Below are 20,100 nucleotides of genomic sequence, written 5' to 3'. Positions count from 1 at the left end.
CCGCTTTTCGGGCGTGCCTTCCCCGCCGAACGGCGTGACACTCGGCCGATGCAACGGTTCGTGGGGATCGACGCGGGCGCCGAGACGGTCAAGCTCGCGGAGGTCGAGGGGGAGGGCGGCGCGCTCGCCTGGACGCGGCACGCGCTGGTGGAGCACGGCGGCGATCCGGCCGCGGCGGTGCGCGAGGTGCTGGGCGGGTGGGGCTGGGACGGGGTCGCCGGCGCGCGCGCGACCGGGAGGCTGGGCCGCAGGCTGGAACTGCCGCGGATCCCGCCCAAGCAGGCGCGGACCGCCGGGCACGTGCGGCTGCACGGCGCCGCGCCGGCCACGGTGGTGGACCTGGGCGCGCACGGCTTCTCGGTGCTGGTGCACGAGGCGGAGGGGCGCGACCGCTACCGCGAGAACCCGCGCTGCTCGCAGGGCACCGGCAACTTCCTGCGCCAGCTGGTGGAGCGCTTCGGGCTCACGCCGGCGGAGGCCGACGCGCTCGCGGTCGGCGCCGAGGCGGCGCCGCTCTCCGGCCGCTGCCCGGTGATCCTCAAGACCGACATGACGCACCTCGCGAACCGGGGCGAGGCGCGCGAGCGGATCCTGGCGGGCCTGTTCGACGCGATCTGCGCGAACGTGCTGGTGTTCGTGCGGCCGGGCAGCCCGCGCGACGTGTGGCTCACCGGCGGCGTGAGCCGCTCGCGCCGCGTGCGGGCCTGCTTCCGCGAGGCGCTCGCCGGCCGCGGGCTCGCGCTGCGCGACGGCGAGGGTGACGAGGCGCTCTATCTCGACGCGCTCGGGTGCGCGCTGCTCGCGGCCGCGCAGCCGGAGGCGGTGCCGGCGCTCGACGGGCTGTTCCGCCCGCCCGAGCACGCGTCGTTCGAGGCCCTGCCGCCGCTCGCCGGCGCGCTGCCGCGCGTCCGGCGCATCCCGCGCCCGCCGCCGCCCGCCGGCGACGGCCCGCTCCTCCTCGGCCTCGACATCGGCTCGACCGGCTCGAAGGCGGTCGCGCTCGACCTCGCCGCCGGCCTGCCGGCCTGGGAGGCCTACACCGGCACGTCCGGCGATCCGGTGCGCGCGGCCCAGTCGCTCGTGTCCGCGTTCCTGGAAGGCCCCTGCGCCCGCCGCGCGGTCACCGGCGCGGGCGTGACCGGCAGCGGGCGCGAGATCGTGGGCTCGCTGCTCGCGTCCTGCTTCGGGACCGACCGCGTCTTCGTGCTGAACGAGATCGCCGCGCACGCCGAGGGCGCCTGCGCCTACGACCCGCGGGTGGACACCATCTTCGAGATCGGCGGCCAGGACGCGAAGTACATCCGCCTCGAGGGCGGACGGGTGGTGGACGCCGCGATGAACGAGGCGTGCAGCGCCGGGACCGGCTCCTTCATCGAGGAGCAGGGGCGGCGGCTGGGCGGGCTCGACGCGGCGGCGCTGGGGCGCGAGGCCATCGGCGCCGACGGCTGCGTGGCGCTCGGCCAGCACTGCGCGGTGTTCATGGCCGAGATCCTCGACCAGGCCGCCGCGGCCGGCGCGCCGCGGGCGCACGTGGTGGCCGGGCTCTACGAGTCGGTGGTGCAGAACTACGTGAACCGCGTGAAGGGCGCGCGCCCGGTGGGCCAGGTGGTGTTCTGCCAGGGCATGCCGTTCAGCGCCGACGCGCTCGCCGCCGCGGTGGCGCGCCAGACTGGCGCGGAGGTGATCGTCCCGCCGTCGCCGGGCACGGTGGGCGCGTTCGGGATCGCGCGGCTGGCGCGCGCCGGGCTCGCCGGCCTCGACGGCGAGGGGGCCGGCGCGCTCGACCTCTCGCGCTTCCTCGCGGCGCGCGTGGAGCGCAAGGACACCTTCGTGTGCCGCTCGGCGGAGGGCTGCGGCGGCGCCGGCAACCACTGCCGCATCGAGCGGCTCCGCACCGCGGTGGGCGGCGAGCGGCGCGCGTTCACCTGGGGCGGCGCCTGCGCGCTGTTCGACCAGGGCACCCGCGCGCGCAAGCTCCCCGCCGGCGCGCCGGATCCGTTCCGGGAGCGCGAGGCGGCGGTTGGCGCGCTGGTGGACGGGCTGGGGGCGGCGCCGGCCGGCGCGCCGCGCGTCGCGCTCGCCGACGCGTTCCAGCTGAAGACGCTGCTCGCGTACTTCGGCACCTTCTTCCGCGAGCTCGGGCTGGGGGTGGAGGTGGTCGGCTCCGGCGGGCGCGAGGCGCTGCGCCAGGGCATCGACCTCTGCAACGTCCCGTTCTGCGCGCCCATGCAGCAGGTGCACGGCGTCGCGGCCGCGCTCGGCGCGACCGGGGCCGAGCACCTGTTCTTCCCGATGATCCGCGACCTGCCGCCGGTCGCCGACGAGCGTCACACCTGGCTCTGCCCCATGGTGCACGGGGCGCCCGACGTGCTCGCGACCGACCTCGGCGAGGACTTCGCCCGCCGGCTGGTCGCGCCCACGCTGAACGCGGGCGGCCGCGGCTACCTCGAGTCGGAGCGGTTCGTCGCGTCGATGGAGGCGCTCGCGGCGCGGGTGGGCGTGCGCGACCGGGCCGCCGCGCGGCGGGCGCACCAGGCGGCGCGGGAGGCGCAGCGGGCGTTCGACGCCCGGCTCGAGGCCATCGGCGCCGCGGCGCTCGAGCGGTGCCACGCCGACGGGCTGCTCGCGGTGGTGGTGCTGGGGCGCACGTACACCATCCACGACGAGGCGCTGAACGCGAACGTGCCGGCGCTCCTGCGCGAGCAGGGCGCCGTCGCGATCCCGCTCGACTGCTTCCCGGTGGACGCCGCCACGCCGCTCGTGCCCGGCGCGTTCTGGTCCTACACGCAGCGGATCCTGCGCGCCGCGCACCGGGTCCGCCGGACGCCCGGCGTGTACGCCATCTTCACCAGCAACTACGGCTGCGGCCCGGACAGCTTCACCCAGCACCACCTGGCGCGGCTGCTCGACGGCAAGCCCTTCGCCATCGTCGAGACCGACGGCCACGCGGCCGACGCCGGCACCAAGACCCGCGTCGAGGCGTTCCTCCACTGCGTCCGGGAAGACGTCCGCGGCCGCGGGGCCGAGGGCCGGCCGGCCGCGGAGCCGCTGCCGCTCCGCGAGCGCACGCTCGCCGACGTGCGCGCCGACGGCACCCGGGTGCTGGTGCCGCCCATGGGGCCCGAGGCCGAGGCGCTCGCCGCGGCGTTCCGCGGCGTGGGCCTGCGCGCCGAGGTGCTGCCGCCCGCCACCGCCGACACGATCCGGCTCGGCCGCCGGCACACCAGCGGCAAGGAGTGCCTGCCCATGACGATCACGGCGGGCGCGCTCCTCGAGCACCTCGCCCGCGAGCCGGAGGGCCGGTTCACCTTCTTCATGCCCGGGTCGAGCGGGCCGTGCCGCTTCGGCATGTACCGCCAGCTCCACCGCCTGATCCTGGAGCGGGCCGGGCTCTCCGACCGGGTGGAGATCTGGTCGCCGCCGGATCACGACTACTTCGAGGGCGTGCCGCCCGGCCTCGGCGCCATCGTGCTCGCCGGCGCCTCGGCCCGCGGCGCGCTCGCCGACGCGCTGCGCGACGCGCGCCCGGTCGAGCGGACCCCCGGCGCGGCGGACGCCATCCACGCGCGGTGGTCGGCGCGGCTGCTCGAGGCCATCGAGCGGGCCGCCGCCGGCGACCTGTCGGCCCGCACCGTGCTCCGCGAGGTGCTGGGCGGCCGGCTCTGGGGGATCCGCGACGCGGTGGCGGGCTGCGCGCGCGAGCTGGCCGCGGCGCGCGACCCGCGGCCGTATCCCACCGTGCAGATCGTGGGCGAGATCTACGTCCGCTCCGACCCGGCCTCGAACGGCCACGTGGCCGACGAGCTGGAGCGGCGCGGCGTGCGCGTCCGGCTGGAGCCGGTGGTCGAGTACCTGCAGTACTCCGAGGCGGTGCAGTTCCGGCGCGGCCTGAAGGGCGGCGTGGGCGACCACCTGAAGCGGCGGCTGCGCCAGCGCATCGTGGACCTCGTGTTCCGCGCCGCGGGCGAGCCGCTGGGCTGGCCCGCGCCGGAGCCGCCGCACCGGGTCGCGAGGGAGGCGCAGGGTTACCTGCGCGAGGACCTCGAGCACGAGTCGGTGCTGGCGATGGGGCTCGCGCTCGAGGCCTGGCGACACCGGGGCGTGGACGGGATCCTCTGCGCCGGGCCGCTCGACTGCATGCCCACCCGGCTCGCCGAGGCCCAGCTCTACCACGCGGCCGCGCGGGAGGGCCTGCTCTCGCTGACGCTCTCGGCGAACGGCGACCCCATCGATCCGGAGATCCTCGACGGCTTCGCCTACGAGGTGAAGGAGCGGTTCGCGCGCCGCCACGCCGCCGCGGCGCGCGGAACCGCCTGAGCCATCACGCGCCGCCGGCGAGCAGCCGGTCGAGCGCGGCGTAGCTCTGGTCCAGGCCCTCGCCCATGGCGCCGAGCATGCCGTCGCGCTCCTCGGTGGTGTGGAAGAGCGTGGTGGCGACGAGGCGGGTGCGGCCGTCGCCCAGGTCCTCGAGGACGGTGGTCTCGATCGCCACGTAGCCCGGCATGCCGTCCCACTCGAACGTCATGGCGAGGCGCTCCGGCGGCGTGACCTCGCGGAACCGCCCCTCGAACCCGTGGACGCCGTCGTCGGCGTGCTCCACGAAGCGCCAGTGGCCGCCCTTCTCCAGCTCGTAGCGCTCCACCACCAGGCGGTTCCCCCGGCCCCACCACTGCGCCAGCAGCGCCGGGTCGGTGAACGCCCGCCACACGCGCTCGCGGGGGGCGTCGAAGATCCGCTCCACGCGGATCTCGCGATCGGTCGGGGTGGACACCGCCGCCTTCGCGGCGCGCGGCTTCACGGCCTGGCTCGTCATTCGGTCCTTCCTTTCGTGCGCTTCAGGAGCGCGTCCAGGCGGTCGAGGCGCGCCTCGAGCATCCGGCGATACCCCGCCATCCAGGCGAGCTCGTCCTCCAGCCGGCGCGGGCCGAGCCTGCAGCTCCGAACGCGACCGACCTTCTCCGTCGTGACGAGCCCCGCGTCCTCCAGGACCCGCACGTGCTTCTTCATCCCGGTGAGCGTCATCTCGAAGCCCGTCGCCAGCTCGCCGATGGACGCGTCGCCGCGCCCGAGGCGCTCCAGCACGCCGCGCCGGGTCGCGTCCGCGATGGCTGCGAAGGTGGCGTCGAGCCGCTCCGAATACTGAACCATGTGGTTCAGTGTTAAGCAGGCCGCCCGCGCGCGCAAGGGAGCACGCTGCGTGCGACCCAACGGGACTGCTGGGCCCTCCGCTCGCCGTCGGCGGGCACCACGAGCGACGTTCGACTCCGGTCGCCCTGAGCCGGTCGAACGGCGACCCGGCTACGGCAGCCCGAGCAGACCGGGCAGCTCGGCGAGCGAGCGGATCTCGGCGTCCGGGGCGGCCGGGAGCCGCTCCGCGGGCTGGCCGGCGCGGTTGCACCAGGCCACCTGGTAGCCGAACGCCTTCGCGCCGAACGCGTCCCAGCCGTTCGAGGAGACGAACACGATCTCCGCCGCGGGCACGCCGAGGCGGTCCACCGCCAGCCGGTAGACGGCCGGGTGCGGCTTGTACACGCCCACGTCCTCCACCGAGAGGACCTGCTCGAGCAGGCCGGCGAGCCCGGCGGTCTCCGCCGCGGACGCGAGCATGGCCGGCGCGCCGTTCGAGAGCACCGCCAGGCGCACGCCGGCGCCGCGCAGGCGCGCGAGGACGTCCTTCGCCTCCGGGTACGCGGCGAGGTGGCGGTAGGACTCCATCAGCCGCGCGCGCAGCGCCGCGTCGCCGAGGCCGAGCGCCTCGAGCGCGAAGTCGAGCGCGTCGCCGGTCACCTGCCAGAAGTCGGCGTGGCGGCCGGCCAGGCTGCGCAGCCAGGTGTACTGGAGCTGCTTCGACCGCCACAGCTCGGCGAGCGGCTGCCAGCGGTCGCCGAGCGCGCCGCGCGCCTCGGCGGCGGCGCTGGCCACGTCGAACAGGGTTCCGTAGGCGTCGAAGACGGCGGCGCGGACCGGGGCGAGGGGCATGGCCCCGATGCTAGCGCCGCGCGCGCTACCTGCGCTTCGCCGTCTGGGTCGCCGCCAGGAGCCGGGCCTCGGCGGCGTCCTCGCCCCGGGCTCCCGCCTTCAGGGCGCGCTCGGCGAGGGCGCGCGCGACGGCGCGATCGCCATCGGCCTGCGCCGCCCGCGCCCCGGCGAGCAGCAGGGCCGGGTCGCGCGGCGCGACGGCGAGGCCGCGCTCCGCGGCACGGCGCGCCTCCGCCGGCTGCGACTCCGCCAGCCAGGCCGCGGAGAGCAGGCGCAGCGCGGCGGCGTCCTTCGGCCGGGCCAGCAGCACCGCGTCCAGCTCGGCGCGCGCCGCCGAGGGCTCGCCGCCGGCGAGCCGGGCCGCGCCGAGCGCGCGGCGCGCCTCGGGCTCCGCCGGATCGAGCGCGACCGCCTTCTCCAGGAACGGGAGCGCGTCCCCGGCGCGCCCGCGGCGCAGCAGCAGGTCGCCGAGCGCGAGCGCCGGCTCGGGCGCGCGCGGATCGCGGGCCATCGCGTCCTGGTAGGCCTTCTCGGCGTCGTCGGCGCGTCCCTCGGCCTCGAGCGCGCGGCCCAGCGCCACGTGCGCGAGCGGCGGCGGCGAGCGGGTGGCGGCGAGCTTCTCCAGCAGCGTGCGCCCGCGGGCGGCGCGCCCCTGGGCCACGTCGGTGAGCGCGTACCAGACCGCGGCCTCGGCCGGCATGCGGCCGTCGCGGGCGGTGCGCTCCAGCTCGGCGCGGGCGGCGGCGTACTGGCCCAGCCGGTAGCGGGCGATGGCGCGCTGCACGCGGACCGCGCGGCCGTCGGCGCCCTCGGTGGCCGCGAGCGCCTCGGCGAGGCGGCCGCGGCCGATGCGGGCACGGGCGAGCAGCACCTTCGCGCCCTCGTCCTTCGGCGCGAGCGCCGCCGCGCGGGCGGCGGCGGCCTCGGCCCGGTCCCAGGCGCGGGCGGCGAGGTGCACGTCGGCGAGCGCGGCGGCGAGCGCGGCGCTGTCGCCGAGCGCCTGGGCGGCGCGGGCGAGGCGGGCGGCCGCGCCGGAGGCGTCGCCGGTGGCCGCGAGGACGCGGGCGAAGGCGAGCTCGAAGCGCAGGCGCAGGTCGCGCGGCGGGGCGCTGCCCGCGTCGGCCTCCACCGCCGCGAGCGACGCGCGGGCCGCCTCGAGCTCGCGCCCCAGCGCGAGGCGCGCCTCCGCGGCGCCCACCACCGAGCGCGGGTGGGTGGCGTGGGCCGAGAGCACCGCGGCGTAGGTCGCGAGCGCGCCCTCGGCGTCGCCGGCCGCGAGCGCCGCGTCGCCCAGGTCGGACAGGGCGCGGAGCAGCGGCGGGTTCGCGTGCGCGGCGATCTCGAGGCGGCCGCGGCTCGCCTCGCGCTCGCCCCGGCCGGCCAGGATCCGGCCGGCGAGCGCCTGGACCAGCGGCTCGGAGGAGGGCGGCGCGGAGAGGATGGCGGCCTCGGCCGCGGCGCGCTCCCCGGGCTGCTCCGCCAGCAGCCAGCGCGCGGCCAGCGCGCCGTCGCCGGTGGCGTCCGAGGCCATGAGCTCGGTGGCGAGAGCGCGCGCCTCGTCGTCGCCGAACTCGGTCGCGCGCACCGCCGCCACCTGCGCGGCGAGCGAGGTGACCTCCGGACCGGCGCCGAAGCGGCGCGCCTCGGCGAGCAGCCGGGCCGCCTCGGCGAGCGAGCCGGCGGTGTCGCGGGCGAGCCCGGCGCGCGCGCGCGCCGCGGCGCCCACCGCGTTCCGGGCGGCGACCCGGGCGTCCACCACCAGGTACACGGCGGCGCCGGCGAGCAGCGCGAACACGGCCGCGCCGGCCAGCACCGCGCGGCGGTGGCGGCGCAGGAAGGAGGGCGGCGGCTCGGGCGCGGCGAGGAGCCGCTCGCGCACCTCGCGCTCGTACTCCGCCGCGATCCGCTCCGCCTCGGCGGCGTCGGGCGCGGCCGCCGGGCGGGCGCGGGCCGCGGGCGCGGCGCCCCTCGCGCCGCCCGCCGGCGCGCCGCCGCGGGGCGGGGGGCCGGGGATGAGCGAGAGCAGCGAGGCGGGCAGCTCGTCGCGCGCGAGCGGCGGCGGGGTGGCGCGGATGGGCGGCGGGCGCGGCGGCGCCGGGGCCGCCTCGGGCGCCGGAGCCGGCTGCTCGTTCGGGCCGAGCGGCTCGTCCGCATCCGGCGGCTCGACCCGGCGGGCCGGCGCCTCGGGGGCACCGAGCGGCTCGTCGGCGGGCACCGCGGCGTTCCGCGGGTAGGCGACGTCGAAGGCGAGCGCGGCCTCGAGCGAGGCGTCGCCGCCGTCGGAGGGCGACGCCCGGCCCGGCTCGCGCGCCAGCACCGGGGGCGCGGGCGTGACGGTGGGTGAAGCGGCCGGCCGCGGTCTGGAGGCCGCGCGGGGCGGGAGCTCGAACGTCGCGGTCGGCTCGAGCTCCGGCGGAACCTCCGCCCTCGGCGGCTCGTCCGCGAGCGGCCGGTACGGCTCGGTCACCTCTTCCGGACCCGCGGCGCGCGCCGGGGCGTCCTCGGCTGCCGGCGCGGCGCCGTCCTCGCGCACGCCGCGCTTCGCCTGCTCCAGCCAGCCGCGCACGCGCGCGTCCGCCGGCTGCAGCTCGACCGCGCGCAGGAGCACCGGGAGCGCCTCGCGGAAGAGCCCCTTCGCGACCAGCGCCTCGCCCACCAGGTTGTACGCGTACGGGCTCCCCGGATCGACGGCGATGGCGATCTCGAACTGATCGTTCGCGCCCTTCGTGTCGCCCGACTCGAGCAGCGCCCGTCCCCAGATCACGCGACCCAGGATGGAGGAGGGGTGGTGCTCGAGCCCCTGCCGGCAGATCTCGATGGCGCGCGCGTGCTGCCCGCGCTCGAGCAAGGCCCGGGCGAGCTCGACGAAGATGCGCGACCGGGGGTCGGCGGCGAGGATCTGCTCGTACTTCTCGAGGATGGTGGCCATGTGGCGGGGGAGGGCGCGAGCCTATCACGCAAGGTCGCGACTCCAGCGGCGCGCCGGCAAGGCCGCAGTCGCGGGATGTCGTCCCGTGTGGCGCGGGGTGCCGATGGGTGCGCACGGCGGTGCGCGCGCCGCTGAGCGTGGCGCGCGCGCCCGGCAAGCCCCGCCCGTGTCGAGCTGAGCGCGGCGCCGTCAGTCCCACCAGAAGAACCACGCGTGCGAGCCCTTCAGCTCGGCCGCGAGGTTCAGCAGCGTCTGCGTCCCCTGGTGCACGATGTCGTCGCAGTACAGGCACTGCTCGCGCGCGAGCGCCTCCGCGCCGGCGCGATCCTCGGGCGGGCGCGGCACCCAGCACTCCACCACGTCGCCGGCGATCGCGTAGATCTCCGAGCCGTGGCGCTCGTGCCAGTGGCGGTGCAGCGCGACGTGCTCCTCGGTCGCCGGGCACGCGTTCCACGCACCGTAGTTCAGGTAGGCGAAGGCCTCCCAGGAGCGCACGGTCGGGATCCGCGCGAGGTACACGACCGGATGCGGGCGGTCGGTGGTGATGTCGCAGTGCGCGCCGAGCTGGTGGCCGCGCGACGGCGCGGCGGGCCAGGCGCCCAGCGGGACGAAGAGGCCGGTCTCGTCGTCGTCCGGCGGATCCTCGGCGTAGTCCTGCTCCAGCTCGCGCCGCCGGCGATCGAGCACCTCGCGCGCGTCGAGGGCCTCGGCGGCCTTCAGCATCGCCGCCGCGTCGCCGCCCTCCAGTCCCTCCCGCGCGGACTCCACCTGCTCGCGCGTGCCGAGCAGCACCGGGCACGCACCCTCCGGCCGCCACGCCTCGCGCAGGCGCTGCCACTCCTCGAGCGCGACGCGGCCCGGAACCGCGACCAGCGGGAAGGGGAACTCCGGCATCTCCGCCGCCGGCGCCTCGCCGGCAGGCTCCACCTCGGACGCGCCTCGGCCCAGCCATCGCCTCCAGAAGGACATGCCGCCTTATCGCACGGAGAGCGAACACCGGAAATGCGCGCCGCGCCGACAGGCGCGCACCTCCGGGCCCGCGGGGCGCCATGGCCTCGAACGGAAGACGGCGGAGGCCAGTGGCCCCCGCCGTCGGTGCTGCCCGCGATGCGCGCCGGCTAGAACGGGATGTCGTCCGGCCCACCGCCGCCGCCGCCCCCACCACCGCCGAAGCCGGGACCAGGCCCGGAATCCGGCTCCTCGAAGCCGCCCGGAGGACCGTCGTCGGGGCCGTGCTGGCGGCCGGGGCCGCCGGCGCCGCGGCCGGCGCCGCCGCCACCGCCCAGGAACCGGACGGTCTCGGCGACCACCTTCACCTTCGAGCGCTCCTGGCCGGACTGCTTGTCCTGCCACTTGTCGGTCTTGAGCCGGCCCTCGACGTAGACCTGGCGGCCCTTCGCGAGGTACTCACCGCACTGCTCGGCCTGCTTCCCCCAGACCTCGACGTCGTGCCACTCCGTCTCCTCCTTGCGCTGCCCGGACTGCTTGTCGGTCCAGGAGCGGGAGGTGGCGATGCGGAGGTTCGCGACCGCCTGGCCGCCGGACGTGTACCGGACCTCCGGATCCTTCCCGAGGTTCCCGACGAGGATGACCCTGTTCACCATGGCGTCGCTCTCCTTGCGTGGCCTGCGCTGGCCGCAGGCGTCGTGAGTGAAGGCTGGAGCCTAGCCCAGCCCTCTGACACCCGGGTCGACCGGCCCGGCGGGCGGCTACCGGCCGGAGGCCGGCACCACCGCACCGCCCACGGGCACCAGCGCCGGCGCGGTGCGGACCGCCTCGGCGGCGTGGCGGGCCTCCTCGAGCCGCGGGCCGAGCGTGCGGGCGTACGCGCCGAGCTCGTCCTGCCGGGCCGCGAGCGCGGCCAGCGCGGGCGGGAAGGGGTGCTCGCGCTCGTCGCTCCGCGCCAGCCCGGCGGCGAGCGCGCCGACCGCGGCGTCCGCGTCGGAGGCGCGCGCGGCCCGGAGCGCCTGGACCAGCTCGTCGGGCGCGGACGCAGCCACGCCGGCGAGCGCCTCGGCGAGGTGCCCCGCGAGCGCGCCGTCGAGCGCGGCGGCGGGCGCGAGCTCGACCAGCTTCGCGAGCGCCTCGGGCACGCCCTCGCCGGCGAGCTCGGCGAGGGAGGGGATCACCGGCGGCGGCTCCTCGGTGCCCATGGCCGACCAGAGCCGGCCGAGGACGCGCGCGTCGGGGGTGACCTGGTCGAGGAAGCTCCGCCGCGCCGCCTCGCCCTCGGGGTCGGACAGGTAGACCGCCTCGCCGATGGCGAGCCGGAGCGCGGGGTCGCTCTCGGCCCGCAGCGCGCCGCGCAGGAACGGCTCGTTGCGCGGGTCGCCGGTGCGGGCGAGCGCGTAGTACGGCTGCGCCGAGCGCGCGAGGTCCAGCGTCGCGGCGACCGGCACGACCGCCGCCGGCCCGGGCTCCTTGCCCTGCGCCACCGCCGCCGCGAGGCCCGCCGGCGGCCCGCCGCTCGCGGCCAGCGCAGCGCCGAGCGCGTCCACCGCGCGGCGCACGCCGGCGGAGCGGCCCGGGTAGTCGTTCACCAGCACCGCGAACGCGAGCGTCCGGTGCGCGCCGTCCTCCACGTAGCCGGACAGGCTGGTGACGTTCTCGAGCGTGCCGGTCTTGGCCCGGAGCCGGCCGGCGGCCTCGGTGCCCTCCATCCGCCAGCGGATGGTGCCGTCGCGGCCGGCCACCGGCAGCGAGGCCAGGTACTCGGGCTGGAGCGGGAACCGGCCGTACATGGCGCGGAGCAGCGTCACGAGCTGCCGGGCGCTGAAGCGGTTCGTGTCGTTCAGGCCGGAGCCGTTCTTCATCACGTACGTGCCGCGCGGCACGCCCGCCTCGGCCAGGAACTCCTCGACGACCTGCACGCCCTTCGGCCAGGTCCCCGGCGCGCCCTTCACCTCGGCGCCGAGCGTCTTCAGGAGCTGCTCCGCCACGAAGTTGTTCGACGTCTTGTTGAGCCGGCGCACGATCTCGCCGAGCGGATCCGACTGCGCCACCAGCACCAGCCGCGCGCCCTCGGGCGTGGCCCCGGCGCGCACCTTCCCGACCTTCACCCCGCGCAGCTCGAGCAGCCGCGCCAGCGTGTGGCCGAGGTAGAGCGCCGGGTCCTCGATGCGGCGCCACTGCGGCTGCACCCGGCTGCCGAGCGGCACGCGCCCCTTCACCACGATCCGCTGCTTGCCGCCGCGCGCGACCGACTCGATGATCACGCGCCGCGGCGAGCCCGCGCGCACCGTGGTGGTGCGGTTCTCGATCTCGAGGTAGTCGCTCGCCGGCTCGAGCTCCACCCGGCCGCGCGCGCCGCGCCGGTCGCCCGGCCCGACGTGCACCGCCACCGCGTTGAAGTTGAGCGACAGCGCGCCGGCGGGCGCGAGGTACGCGCGATCGCCCTCCTCCTGGTCGTAGCCGGGGCCGGTGCGCTCGCCGTCGAAGAAGCCCTCGTCCACCACCAGCTCGCCGACGCGCTTCACGCCGAGGTGCTGGAGGTCGCCCGCCATCGCCCAGAGCCGCTCGGTCACGATCGACGGATCGCCCTTGCCCCGCACGTAGAGCGCCCGCGCCGCGCCGGCCTTCGGCTCGACCAGGATCTCGGTCGCGAAGCGGTACTCGGGCCCGAGCCGCGCCAGCGCGGCGGCGCTCGTCACCAGCTTCACGTTGGAGGCCGGGTTGAGCAGGACGTCGGGGTCGCGCGCGTAGACCACCTCGCCCGTGTCGATCGCCGAGACCAGGATCCCGACCCGCGCGCCGGCGAGCGGCGAGCCGTCCACGATCGCGGCGAGCGCGCGGGCCGCCTCGCGGGAGGGCGCGTCGCGGGAGGGCGCGTCGGCGGCGGGCACGGCGCGCGGGGGCGTGGCGAGCGCGGCGGGTGGGTCCGCGGCGAGCGCGGCGGCGGGGAAGACGGCGGCGAGGGCCGCGGCGAGCAGGGCGGGCGGGAAGAGGGGACGGGAGGAGGAGGGCACGGTGGGCTGCATTATCGGATGGGCGGGCGGTGGACGCGCAGGCGAGCGCGCGCCCAGGTGAACGCCCGGGCGGGCGGGGGGTATTTCGGGGCCGCGTTGACGGGAGGGTCCCCCGCTCGCTAGGTATGGCGATGTGAGCGAGGGACGCGCGGAAGGCGTGGACGGTCGCACGCGCGAGGCGCTGGAGCGCTTCGAGCGGTTCCTGCACCAGCGGGACCTCCGCCTCACCGAGGCCCGCGCCGCCATCGTCGAGGCCGCCCTGGCGCGCCAGGGGCACTACCCCATCGACGAGCTCATCGCCGACCTGAAGCAGCGCGGGATCCGCGGGTCCAAGGCGACCGTGTACCGGACCCTGCCGCTGCTCGCCGAGGCGGGCATCCTCGAGCCGGCCATCGTGGCCGGCGACGCCCGCAGCTACGAGACCACCTTCGGGCGGCACCACCACGACCACCTGGTCTGCTCCCGCTGCGGGAGGGTGGTCGAGTTCGAGTTCGAGGCGTTCGAGATCCTGCAGCGCGAGGTGGCCTCGAGGTACGGGTTCCGGCTGGAGGCGCACCACCACGAGCTGGTGGGGACCTGCCCGGACTGCCAGGCGCGCGAGACGCCGCGCGGCTGAGGCGCTGGACGCCGCTCGCCCGCGAGCTGCCGGGCGGGTGGCCGCGTCGATCGCGCCCCGGCGACGCCCTCACTGCGACGGCGCCTGCGCGTGCACGACGTCGGGCTTCGCCACCGGCGGCCGGTGCATGGCCTGCTTCGCCCGCGGCCGGCGGCGGCGCTCGATCGGCTCGAGCCGCACCGGCTGGCGCTCCCGCGCGGAGCGAAGCGCGGCCTCGATGATCCGCACGTCGGCGAGCCCCTCCCAGCCGTCCGGCTCGGGCTCGCGGTCCTCGAGGACGCAGCGCGAGAAATGGACCAGCTCCGGCGCGAACTGGTCGGACGGCGGGTACTTCTTCGTCCTGGTGCGCTCGTCGAGGGTGAGGTGGCGGACGAGGCTCCCGACGTACTCGAACGCCGGCTCGAGGCGCACGTCGCCCTTCGTGCCGACCAGGCGGCAGGCGTCCACGGGGGCGGCGCCGAAGCTGCACGTCAGCGTCGCCAGCCGTTCGTCGGGGAAGCGCAGGATGACCGACCAGGCCTCGGGCACGCCGTGGAAGCGCCGGTCGCGCGCCAGCGCCTCCATCGCGAAGACCTCGATCGGCTCCGCGCCGAACAGGTAGCGCGCGGCGTTCACGCAGTACGGGCCGAGGTCCCAGATCGCGCCTCCGCCCAGGCGCGCGTCGGTGCGGATGTTGCCCGGCTCCACCTGGTAGGAGAAGTCGGACGAGAAGAAGCGCGGCTCGCCGAGCTTCCCGGACCGCACCAGCTCGACCGTCTCCAGCGTGGCCGGATCGAAGTGGAGGCGGTACGCCACCATCAGCTTCACGCCGCCCTCCTCGGCGGCGGCGATCATCGCGCGGCAGTCGTCCTCGGAGGTCGCCATCGGCTTCTCGGTGAGGACGTGCACGCCCGCGCGCGCCGCCCGGACCGCGCAGGCGGCGTGCTCGGTGTTCGGCAGCGCGATGTAGACGGCGTCCACGTCCTCGCGGGCGAACACGTCGTCGAGGTCCTCGTACCCGAACGTCGGCACGCCGTGGCGCTTGCCGATCGCCTTGCGCTTGGTGGCGTCGCCGGAGACGAGCGCCGCGAGGCGCGAGGTGCCCCGCGCGTGCTCGAAGGCCGGCAGCACCGCCGCCTGCGCGATGTGCCCGAGGCCGACCACCGCGTACCCGACCGTGCGCCGCCCGCGCTGCCTTCGCCGCTCGCGCGCCATGTGCGCTCCCTTCGCGCGCGAAAGATGGGCGCGCGGGGCGGATGGTGCAGGCAGCCGCCGGCGGGCGTGGGAGCGAGCGCCGCCTCGGAAGCCGTCCGCGCGCCGTGCTCGCGATCGCGCCCGAGTGGCCGCGGCGCGTGTGCTCGACGCTGCCCACCATCCGAAGGGGCGGCCGGAATTTCCTCACGTCGCCCGGCCTTTCCCTACACGAACGAGGTCCGCGGTGCGGGCCCCCAGCTCCGGAGCACGACATGACGATCGAGACCAGCGCGATGGACCGGGGGAGCGAGCTGCTCCTCGGCCGCCAGGCCCCGGCCGCCGACCGGAACCCGAACCGTGGGACCGAGCACGAGGAGTTCCCGCTCGACCTCCAGCCGACCACGCTCTCCGAGCTCTGCCGCAGCGCGATCGACGACGTCGCGGCGAGGTACCCGGACCGCGCGGTCGAGTACGCGCCGGACGCCGAGCGCGAGGGGGCGGGGGAGTGGGATCCGCGCCGGATCGCGTACGCGGTGACGATCCTGCTCGAGGACGCGCTGAAGCGGACCCGGGCGGAGGAGCGGGTCTCGCTGCGCTGGCGGGAGCACGAAGACATCGTGGTGGTGCGCGTCCAGTTCGCGCGCCCGCTCGACCGGGGCGACACGCTCGTGACCTTCTTCGAGCGCGGCGTGCGACCGGACGGCGCCGACGACGAGGTCGGCACGCTGCGGGTCGCGGCCGCGCGCAAGATCATGCTGCAGCATCGCGGGGAGCTCGCGCGCATCCGGACGCGCGCCGGCACGACCTACGTCGCGACCCTGCCGCGGCGCGCCGCGGACGTCCTGCCGGATCTCGACGCCTTCGATCCGGCGCGCGAGCCGCCTCGAGACTAGCCGGCCCGCAGCAGGAGGCGCCGCACCTCGGCCGCGTGCGCGAGGCGCGCCGCCACCCGCTCCGCGAGCGCGTCGCGCTGCCGCTCCACCCCCGCCGCCGTCTCGCCGAGCAGGCGACCGGCCAGCCGGTCGAGCGCCCGCTGGGCCGGCCGGTCCAGCGTGGCGCGCAGGTCGGTGGTGACCGGATCGCGGGCCAGCGCGGCGCGGAGCGTGGCGAGCTCCCCGGCCGCGGCGCGGATCGCGTCCGCCGGCGGGAACGGCGCGGCGGCGAGCACGCGGCAGTCCACGTCGGCGATGGCCTGCGCGCCGGTGAGCTGGCGCGCGCCCTCGTCCACCGCCAGCCGGATGGGCGTCGCGGCGAGCAGGAGCGCGAGCTGCCAGGCGGGCGGCGCCCCGGCGCGCGGGAACAGCGCGTGCCACTTCTTGTCCTCCCACAGCCCCGCCTCGTTCAGGAACGCGAACGCCCGCGCGCCCACCTTGGCCGGGTAGAGGAGCGGCGCCGGACCACGGCCCGGCGCGAGCCGCCACCAGGGCGCGCGGCCCGCGCAGCTCGGGCGGCGGTGCACCCCGGCCGCCTCGCCGAGCGCGAGGTAGCGGCGCGCCGCGGCGCCGGGCGCGGCCGGCGGGCGGAACAGGACGCCCTGTGGCTCGGCCAGCTCCGGCGCGCGCGCCTCCTTCAGCGAGGCGAGCAGCGGCACGACGTCGGCGGGCGCGAGCCGGACCTCGCCGGCGAGCGGCGACGCGTAGCGGCCGCCGCCGAGCGGGGCGAGGTGGAAGAACGCGTTGCACCCGCTCTTCGTGCCGAAGCGCACCTCGCAGAGCGCGCCCAGGGTCGTGGCGCCACGCGGGGCCGCCGCCCGCGGGCGGCGCAGCCGGACGCGCCGGCCGCCCGCGCCCCGGGCCAGCGCCGAGAGCTCCGCGTCGGAGAGCGCGGCGAGCGGCACCGAGGCCTCGGCGGCCGGTGCATCGGCGGCGCCCTCCGCCCACACCACCAGCGCGGTGTCCACCGACGCGGCGAAGCTGCCCGCCGCGCGCGAGCGCAGGCGCACCGCGAACCCGCCGCGCGCCCGCGCGTCGGCGAGCAGCGGCTCCGAGGAGCGCGACACGTCGAGCGCCCGCGGCCACACCAGCGCCGCGACGGGCGCGTGCCGCAGCGCCACCGCCGCGAAGTGCGCGGAGAGGTCGGCCTGCCGCCCCAGCCCGCTCGCCGCGGCGGCGCGGGCCTTCGCGGCGGCCGCGAGCCGCTCGTGGCGCAGGAACGGCGGGTTCGCGAGCACCAGGTCGGCGGAGGGCCACGGGGCGGCGAGCGCGTCGCCGCGGCGGATCGCGGCACGGGCCCCGAGGAGCGCGAGCCGCGCCTCCGCGGCCCGGGCGGCCAGCGGCGCGAGGTCGATCCCGGCGAGCCGCAGCCGCGCGCCCACGCCGCGCGCCAGGCGCTCGGCCGCGGCGAGCAGCGCGCCGCCGCCGCAGGCCGGGTCGAGCACCGCCAGGCCGTCGAGCGCGCGCGCCAGCGCCGGCAGCGGGCGCCCCGCGAGCAGCGCCGCCGCCGCGTCCGCCGGCGCCGGCCCGCCGCGCCGCGCGGCCGCGTGGGCGAGCCCCAGCGCCGCGAGCGCGCGCGCCTCGGCCGGCGGGGTGAACACCGCGCCGTCCGCGCCGGCCAGCGCGCGCGCGCAGAGCGCGTCCAGCAGGGTGCCGTCGAGCCGCTCCGGCGAGGGGTCGAGCTCGGAGCCGGCGCGGAGCCCGAGCGCGGCGAGGACGGCCTGCGGGGCGCCGCCCAGGTGCGCCGCGGCCACCGCGAGCTGATCCGCGGGCGGCAGCGGCGCGAGCGCGTCGATCGCGGTTCGCGTGGGATCGGCGGGAGCGCGAGTGCGCGGCGGGCTCACCGCGCGGGCGCTCCGGCGTGGGCGATCGCGACGGGGGCGGCGGCGGGCACGGGCGGATTGTACGCGATGCGGGATCCGGAGCGGGGGCGGAGCGCCGCGTCAGGCGCGGGCGTGATCCGGCCGATCTTCCCGCCCGACGCGCCCGAGCCGCGGGACCGCGCGGGCGCCGGGCACGAACGCGAGCACCAGCAGCGCCGCGCCGGCGGTCATCTCGGCCACGCCGGCGGCGGGCTCGGTGGCGCCGCGGCCGGTCCAGACCAGCCACGCGGCCGGCGCCGCGAGCGCGTACCGCGCCGGCGCCCACTCGATCGCCGCGACCGTGCCGATGCAGACGAGCAGCCCCACCGCCACGTCGTGCAGGATGGGCCCGACCTCGCCGTAGCCCAGCACGAGCGGCGCGAGCAGGAGCGCCAGCCCCACGGCGAAGCTCGTCCAGCGCGCGATCATGCACCCTGAACGTAGCCGTGCCGCGCGGGGGCGAGAAGCCGCCGGGGTGCCGGGCGGGCGGGGCCTGTTGGGGCCTGGCCGATCCGGCCGCACCCGACCGGCGGGGCCGGAAACTGGCGCTGTCAGGCACCCCCGCTAGGATGCGCAGCCGAACGCCGGATTCCGGGAGGATGGGGCCATGCCTCGCGGCCGGACCCGGCGGGATCGCACCACGGAACGCTCGATGACCTACGCCGACGAACGCGTCGCCGCAGAGATGGGACGTGTCCTGCTCGCGCTCTACCGCGCCGGCATGCAGGTCCGGGTCTGGCCGGACGCGCTGCACGGGCGCGCCGGCGCCCGCATCGTGGCCGGCCCGTCCGCGAAGCGGCGCCGGACCGCGCTCAAGTCCGCGAGCGGGTCCGGCGACTCGCCGCTGCAGGCGATCTACGCCGCGGTGGAGCGCATGAACGAGCGCGCCGGGGCGATCGTGGTGCCGCTGGACTAGCCCTTCGACTCCGCCCGCTCATCCCGACCCTTCGACTCCGGCGAGCCCCCGGCTCGCCCACGCTCAGGGCGAGCGCCATGTCCTGGCGGGAAGCGCGGAGTCGAGGGAGCGGGGGCGCTACCCGAACAGCCCGTCCAGCTTCCGCTCGATGTCGTCCTGGACCTTCTGGCGCATCGAGCCGGGGACCAGCATCGGGAACTTGAGGTCGATGACGACCTCCTCGTCCTTCACCGCGTAGGCGCCGCTGACGCCCATCTTCGAGACCTTGCCGGTCTTCGCGCCGCCGTCCTTCTGGTAGTCGAGTGACAGCTTCTGGGCGAGGCGGTCCATCACCTCGTCCACCTTCTCGTAGATCTCACCGGCCTTCTTGCCGGGGTACTTCCTCGTGATCTGCGGCATCCTTGCGGGTCTCCTCCGCCGGCCCTGGGCCGGTCACTTCGCGTATTGAGTTGGGTCCTGCACCCCCGCCTCGGCAAATCCCTTTCGGCGCAGGCGGCAGGCATCGCACCGGCCGCAGGCGCGGCCGCGGATCGGGTCGTAGCACGAGAGGGTCATGCGGTAGGGGACGCCGAGCTTCGTGCCCAGCCGGACGATCCCCGCCTTGGAGAGCCTGAGCAGGGGCGCGCGGATCCGGAGCGGCCGCCCCTCCACCCCGGCCCGGGTCGCGACCTTCGCCAGGCGCTCGAACGCCCGCAGGAAGGCCGGCCGGCAGTCCGGGTAGCCGGAGTAGTCGATGGCGTTCACGCCCACGAAGATCTGCTCCGCGCCGATCACCTCGGCGTGGGCGAGCGCGAGCGAGAGCATGACGGTGTTGCGGGCCGGCACGTAGGTGACCGGGATGTCCCGCGCCATCCGCGCCTCGCTGCGCCCCTTCGGCACCGCGATGGCCGCGTCGGTGAGCGCCGAGCCGCCGAACGCGGAGAGGTCCACCTTGACCACGCGGTGGCCGGCGGCGCCGAGCGCCCGCGCGATGCGCCGCGCCCGCGCCAGCTCGCCCTTGTGCCGCTGCCCGTAGTCCACCGAGAGGCAGTGCGCCTCCAGCCCCTCGGCGCGCGCCACCGCCAGGCAGGTGCTCGAGTCGAGCCCTCCCGACAGGAGCACCACCGCGCGCCGCGCCTCGCTCGTCGCCTTCGCCATTCCAGGATCCTAGCGGGCCACCGCGGTGAACGCGTAGCTCGCGGTGCAGGGGAGCGCGCAGGGCGCGCACGCGCCGCCGGTCGCCCCGTAGGTCTCCACCAGCGTCCCCGCCAGCGTGGGCGGCCCGCCCGCCGGGAACGCGAGGTCGCCCTCGATCGCGACGGTGAGCGCCGCGGTGCAGGTGGCGGCGCACGCGCTCAGCACGGCCTCGCCGGCCGCCGCCGCGGCCTGGACGTGGTCGCCGCTCCGGACCCCGCGCAGCACCGCCTCGTGGTCGCGGCCGGTGCAGAGCGCCACCGCCCCGGTGCGCGGGTCCTGCGCCAGCGTCACCGGGAACACGGCCGCCGGATCGCCGGCGAGCTCGGCCGGGATCGTCTCCGGCACCGTCGCGGCCCAGCCGCCCGCCGGCTCGACCGTGCAGGCGGTCGAGGCGTCCACGCGGCGCGCCTGCAGGCCGAACACGCCCACGACCTCGCCCGGGCAGTCCTCGGCGCCGTCGCTGCGGCACGCGGTGGGGCCGAGCGCGCCGAGCAGGACGGCTCCGGCGAGGGAGAGCGCGCGCGGCGCGCGGTGGGACGGAGGGCGAGGCAC

General features: G+C 77.6%; 17 protein-coding genes. 4 read left to right on the top strand and 13 right to left on the bottom strand.

Annotated features, from left to right (window positions below):
• Positions 1 to 48: 48 nt before the first annotated feature.
• Positions 49 to 4,317, top strand: coding sequence for an acyl-CoA dehydratase activase-related protein (locus ANAEK_RS19480; RefSeq protein WP_012527842.1), 4,269 nt, complete (start codon positions 49 to 51; stop codon positions 4,315 to 4,317).
• Positions 4,318 to 4,321: 4 nt separating this feature from the next.
• Here the strand turns inward: ANAEK_RS19480 and ANAEK_RS19475 are convergent, their stop codons facing one another.
• From ANAEK_RS19475 to dacB, 7 genes are all read right to left on the bottom strand, one after another.
• Positions 4,322 to 4,813: an SRPBCC family protein gene (locus tag ANAEK_RS19475; protein WP_012527841.1), complete on the bottom strand. Its 492-nt coding sequence runs from the start codon at positions 4,811 to 4,813 to the stop codon at positions 4,322 to 4,324.
• Positions 4,810 to 5,148 carry a helix-turn-helix transcriptional regulator gene (locus tag ANAEK_RS19470; RefSeq protein ID WP_012527840.1) on the bottom strand — a complete coding sequence of 113 codons (339 nt, stop codon included), beginning with the start codon at positions 5,146 to 5,148 and terminating at the stop codon, positions 4,810 to 4,812. The genes ANAEK_RS19475 and ANAEK_RS19470 overlap by 4 nt, the downstream gene beginning before the upstream one ends.
• A 150-nt stretch (positions 5,149 to 5,298) precedes the next feature.
• A complete protein-coding gene (locus ANAEK_RS19465) occupies positions 5,299 to 5,979 on the bottom strand; it encodes a haloacid dehalogenase type II (protein WP_012527839.1) in 681 nt (226 codons plus the stop codon).
• Between the two features lie 25 nt (positions 5,980 to 6,004).
• The gene (locus ANAEK_RS23655) at positions 6,005 to 8,908 is read right to left on the bottom strand and encodes a tetratricopeptide repeat protein (RefSeq protein ID WP_012527838.1); all 2,904 of its coding nucleotides are present in this window, start codon (positions 8,906 to 8,908) and stop codon (positions 6,005 to 6,007) included.
• A 189-nt stretch (positions 8,909 to 9,097) separates the two neighbouring features.
• Positions 9,098 to 9,877: a DUF4253 domain-containing protein gene (locus ANAEK_RS19455; protein ID WP_041454118.1), complete on the bottom strand. Its 780-nt coding sequence runs from the start codon at positions 9,875 to 9,877 to the stop codon at positions 9,098 to 9,100.
• Between the two features lie 149 nt (positions 9,878 to 10,026).
• Complete coding sequence (locus ANAEK_RS19450; protein ID WP_012527836.1) at positions 10,027 to 10,512, bottom strand: single-stranded DNA-binding protein; 486 nt, start codon at positions 10,510 to 10,512, stop codon at positions 10,027 to 10,029.
• Between the two features lie 105 nt (positions 10,513 to 10,617).
• A complete protein-coding gene (gene dacB / locus ANAEK_RS19445) occupies positions 10,618 to 12,873 on the bottom strand; it encodes a D-alanyl-D-alanine carboxypeptidase/D-alanyl-D-alanine-endopeptidase (RefSeq protein ID WP_232288283.1) in 2,256 nt (751 codons plus the stop codon).
• Between the two features lie 157 nt (positions 12,874 to 13,030).
• Between dacB and ANAEK_RS19440 the strand changes: the two genes are divergently transcribed.
• Entirely contained in the window at positions 13,031 to 13,489 is a 459-nt protein-coding gene (locus ANAEK_RS19440) for a Fur family transcriptional regulator (protein WP_041454270.1), read from the top strand.
• A 69-nt stretch (positions 13,490 to 13,558) separates the two neighbouring features.
• On the opposite strand, the gene ANAEK_RS19435 is transcribed toward ANAEK_RS19440, so the two are convergent.
• Positions 13,559 to 14,683: a Gfo/Idh/MocA family protein gene (locus tag ANAEK_RS19435; RefSeq protein WP_012527833.1), complete on the bottom strand. Its 1,125-nt coding sequence runs from the start codon at positions 14,681 to 14,683 to the stop codon at positions 13,559 to 13,561.
• Between the two features lie 251 nt (positions 14,684 to 14,934).
• Between ANAEK_RS19435 and ANAEK_RS19430 the strand changes: the two genes are divergently transcribed.
• Complete coding sequence (locus ANAEK_RS19430) at positions 14,935 to 15,555, top strand: sensor histidine kinase KdpD (protein WP_012527832.1); 621 nt, start codon at positions 14,935 to 14,937, stop codon at positions 15,553 to 15,555.
• Here ANAEK_RS19430 and ANAEK_RS19425 read toward each other — a convergent pair.
• Positions 15,552 to 17,438 carry an N-6 DNA methylase gene (locus ANAEK_RS19425; protein ID WP_012527831.1) on the bottom strand — a complete coding sequence of 629 codons (1,887 nt, stop codon included), beginning with the start codon at positions 17,436 to 17,438 and terminating at the stop codon, positions 15,552 to 15,554. The genes ANAEK_RS19430 and ANAEK_RS19425 overlap by 4 nt on opposite strands.
• A 99-nt stretch (positions 17,439 to 17,537) precedes the next feature.
• Entirely contained in the window at positions 17,538 to 17,885 is a 348-nt protein-coding gene (locus ANAEK_RS19420) for a hypothetical protein (RefSeq protein WP_012527830.1), read from the bottom strand.
• A 223-nt stretch (positions 17,886 to 18,108) separates the two neighbouring features.
• On the opposite strand from ANAEK_RS19420, the gene ANAEK_RS19415 reads away from it, so the two are divergent.
• Positions 18,109 to 18,372, top strand: a complete 264-nt coding sequence (locus ANAEK_RS19415) for a hypothetical protein (RefSeq protein WP_232287345.1) — start codon at positions 18,109 to 18,111, stop codon at positions 18,370 to 18,372.
• A gap of 117 nt (positions 18,373 to 18,489) precedes the next feature.
• Here the strand turns inward: ANAEK_RS19415 and ANAEK_RS19410 are convergent, their stop codons facing one another.
• The 3 genes from ANAEK_RS19410 to ANAEK_RS19400 are packed head-to-tail and all read right to left on the bottom strand — an operon-like array spanning position 18,490 to position 20,100.
• The gene (locus tag ANAEK_RS19410) at positions 18,490 to 18,771 is read right to left on the bottom strand and encodes a polyhydroxyalkanoic acid system family protein (protein ID WP_012527828.1); all 282 of its coding nucleotides are present in this window, start codon (positions 18,769 to 18,771) and stop codon (positions 18,490 to 18,492) included.
• A 33-nt stretch (positions 18,772 to 18,804) separates the two neighbouring features.
• Positions 18,805 to 19,509, bottom strand: a complete 705-nt coding sequence (queC, locus tag ANAEK_RS19405; RefSeq protein ID WP_012527827.1) for a 7-cyano-7-deazaguanine synthase QueC — start codon at positions 19,507 to 19,509, stop codon at positions 18,805 to 18,807.
• 9 nt (positions 19,510 to 19,518) lie between these two features.
• Positions 19,519 to 20,100, bottom strand: coding sequence for a hypothetical protein (locus ANAEK_RS19400; RefSeq protein WP_012527826.1), 582 nt, complete (start codon positions 20,098 to 20,100; stop codon positions 19,519 to 19,521).

The sequence above is a fragment of the Anaeromyxobacter sp. K genome (assembly GCF_000020805.1).
In the GTDB taxonomy this organism is placed as follows: Bacteria; Myxococcota; Myxococcia; order Myxococcales; family Anaeromyxobacteraceae; genus Anaeromyxobacter; species Anaeromyxobacter dehalogenans.
This window is presented reverse-complemented; position numbering and strand designations above follow the sequence as displayed.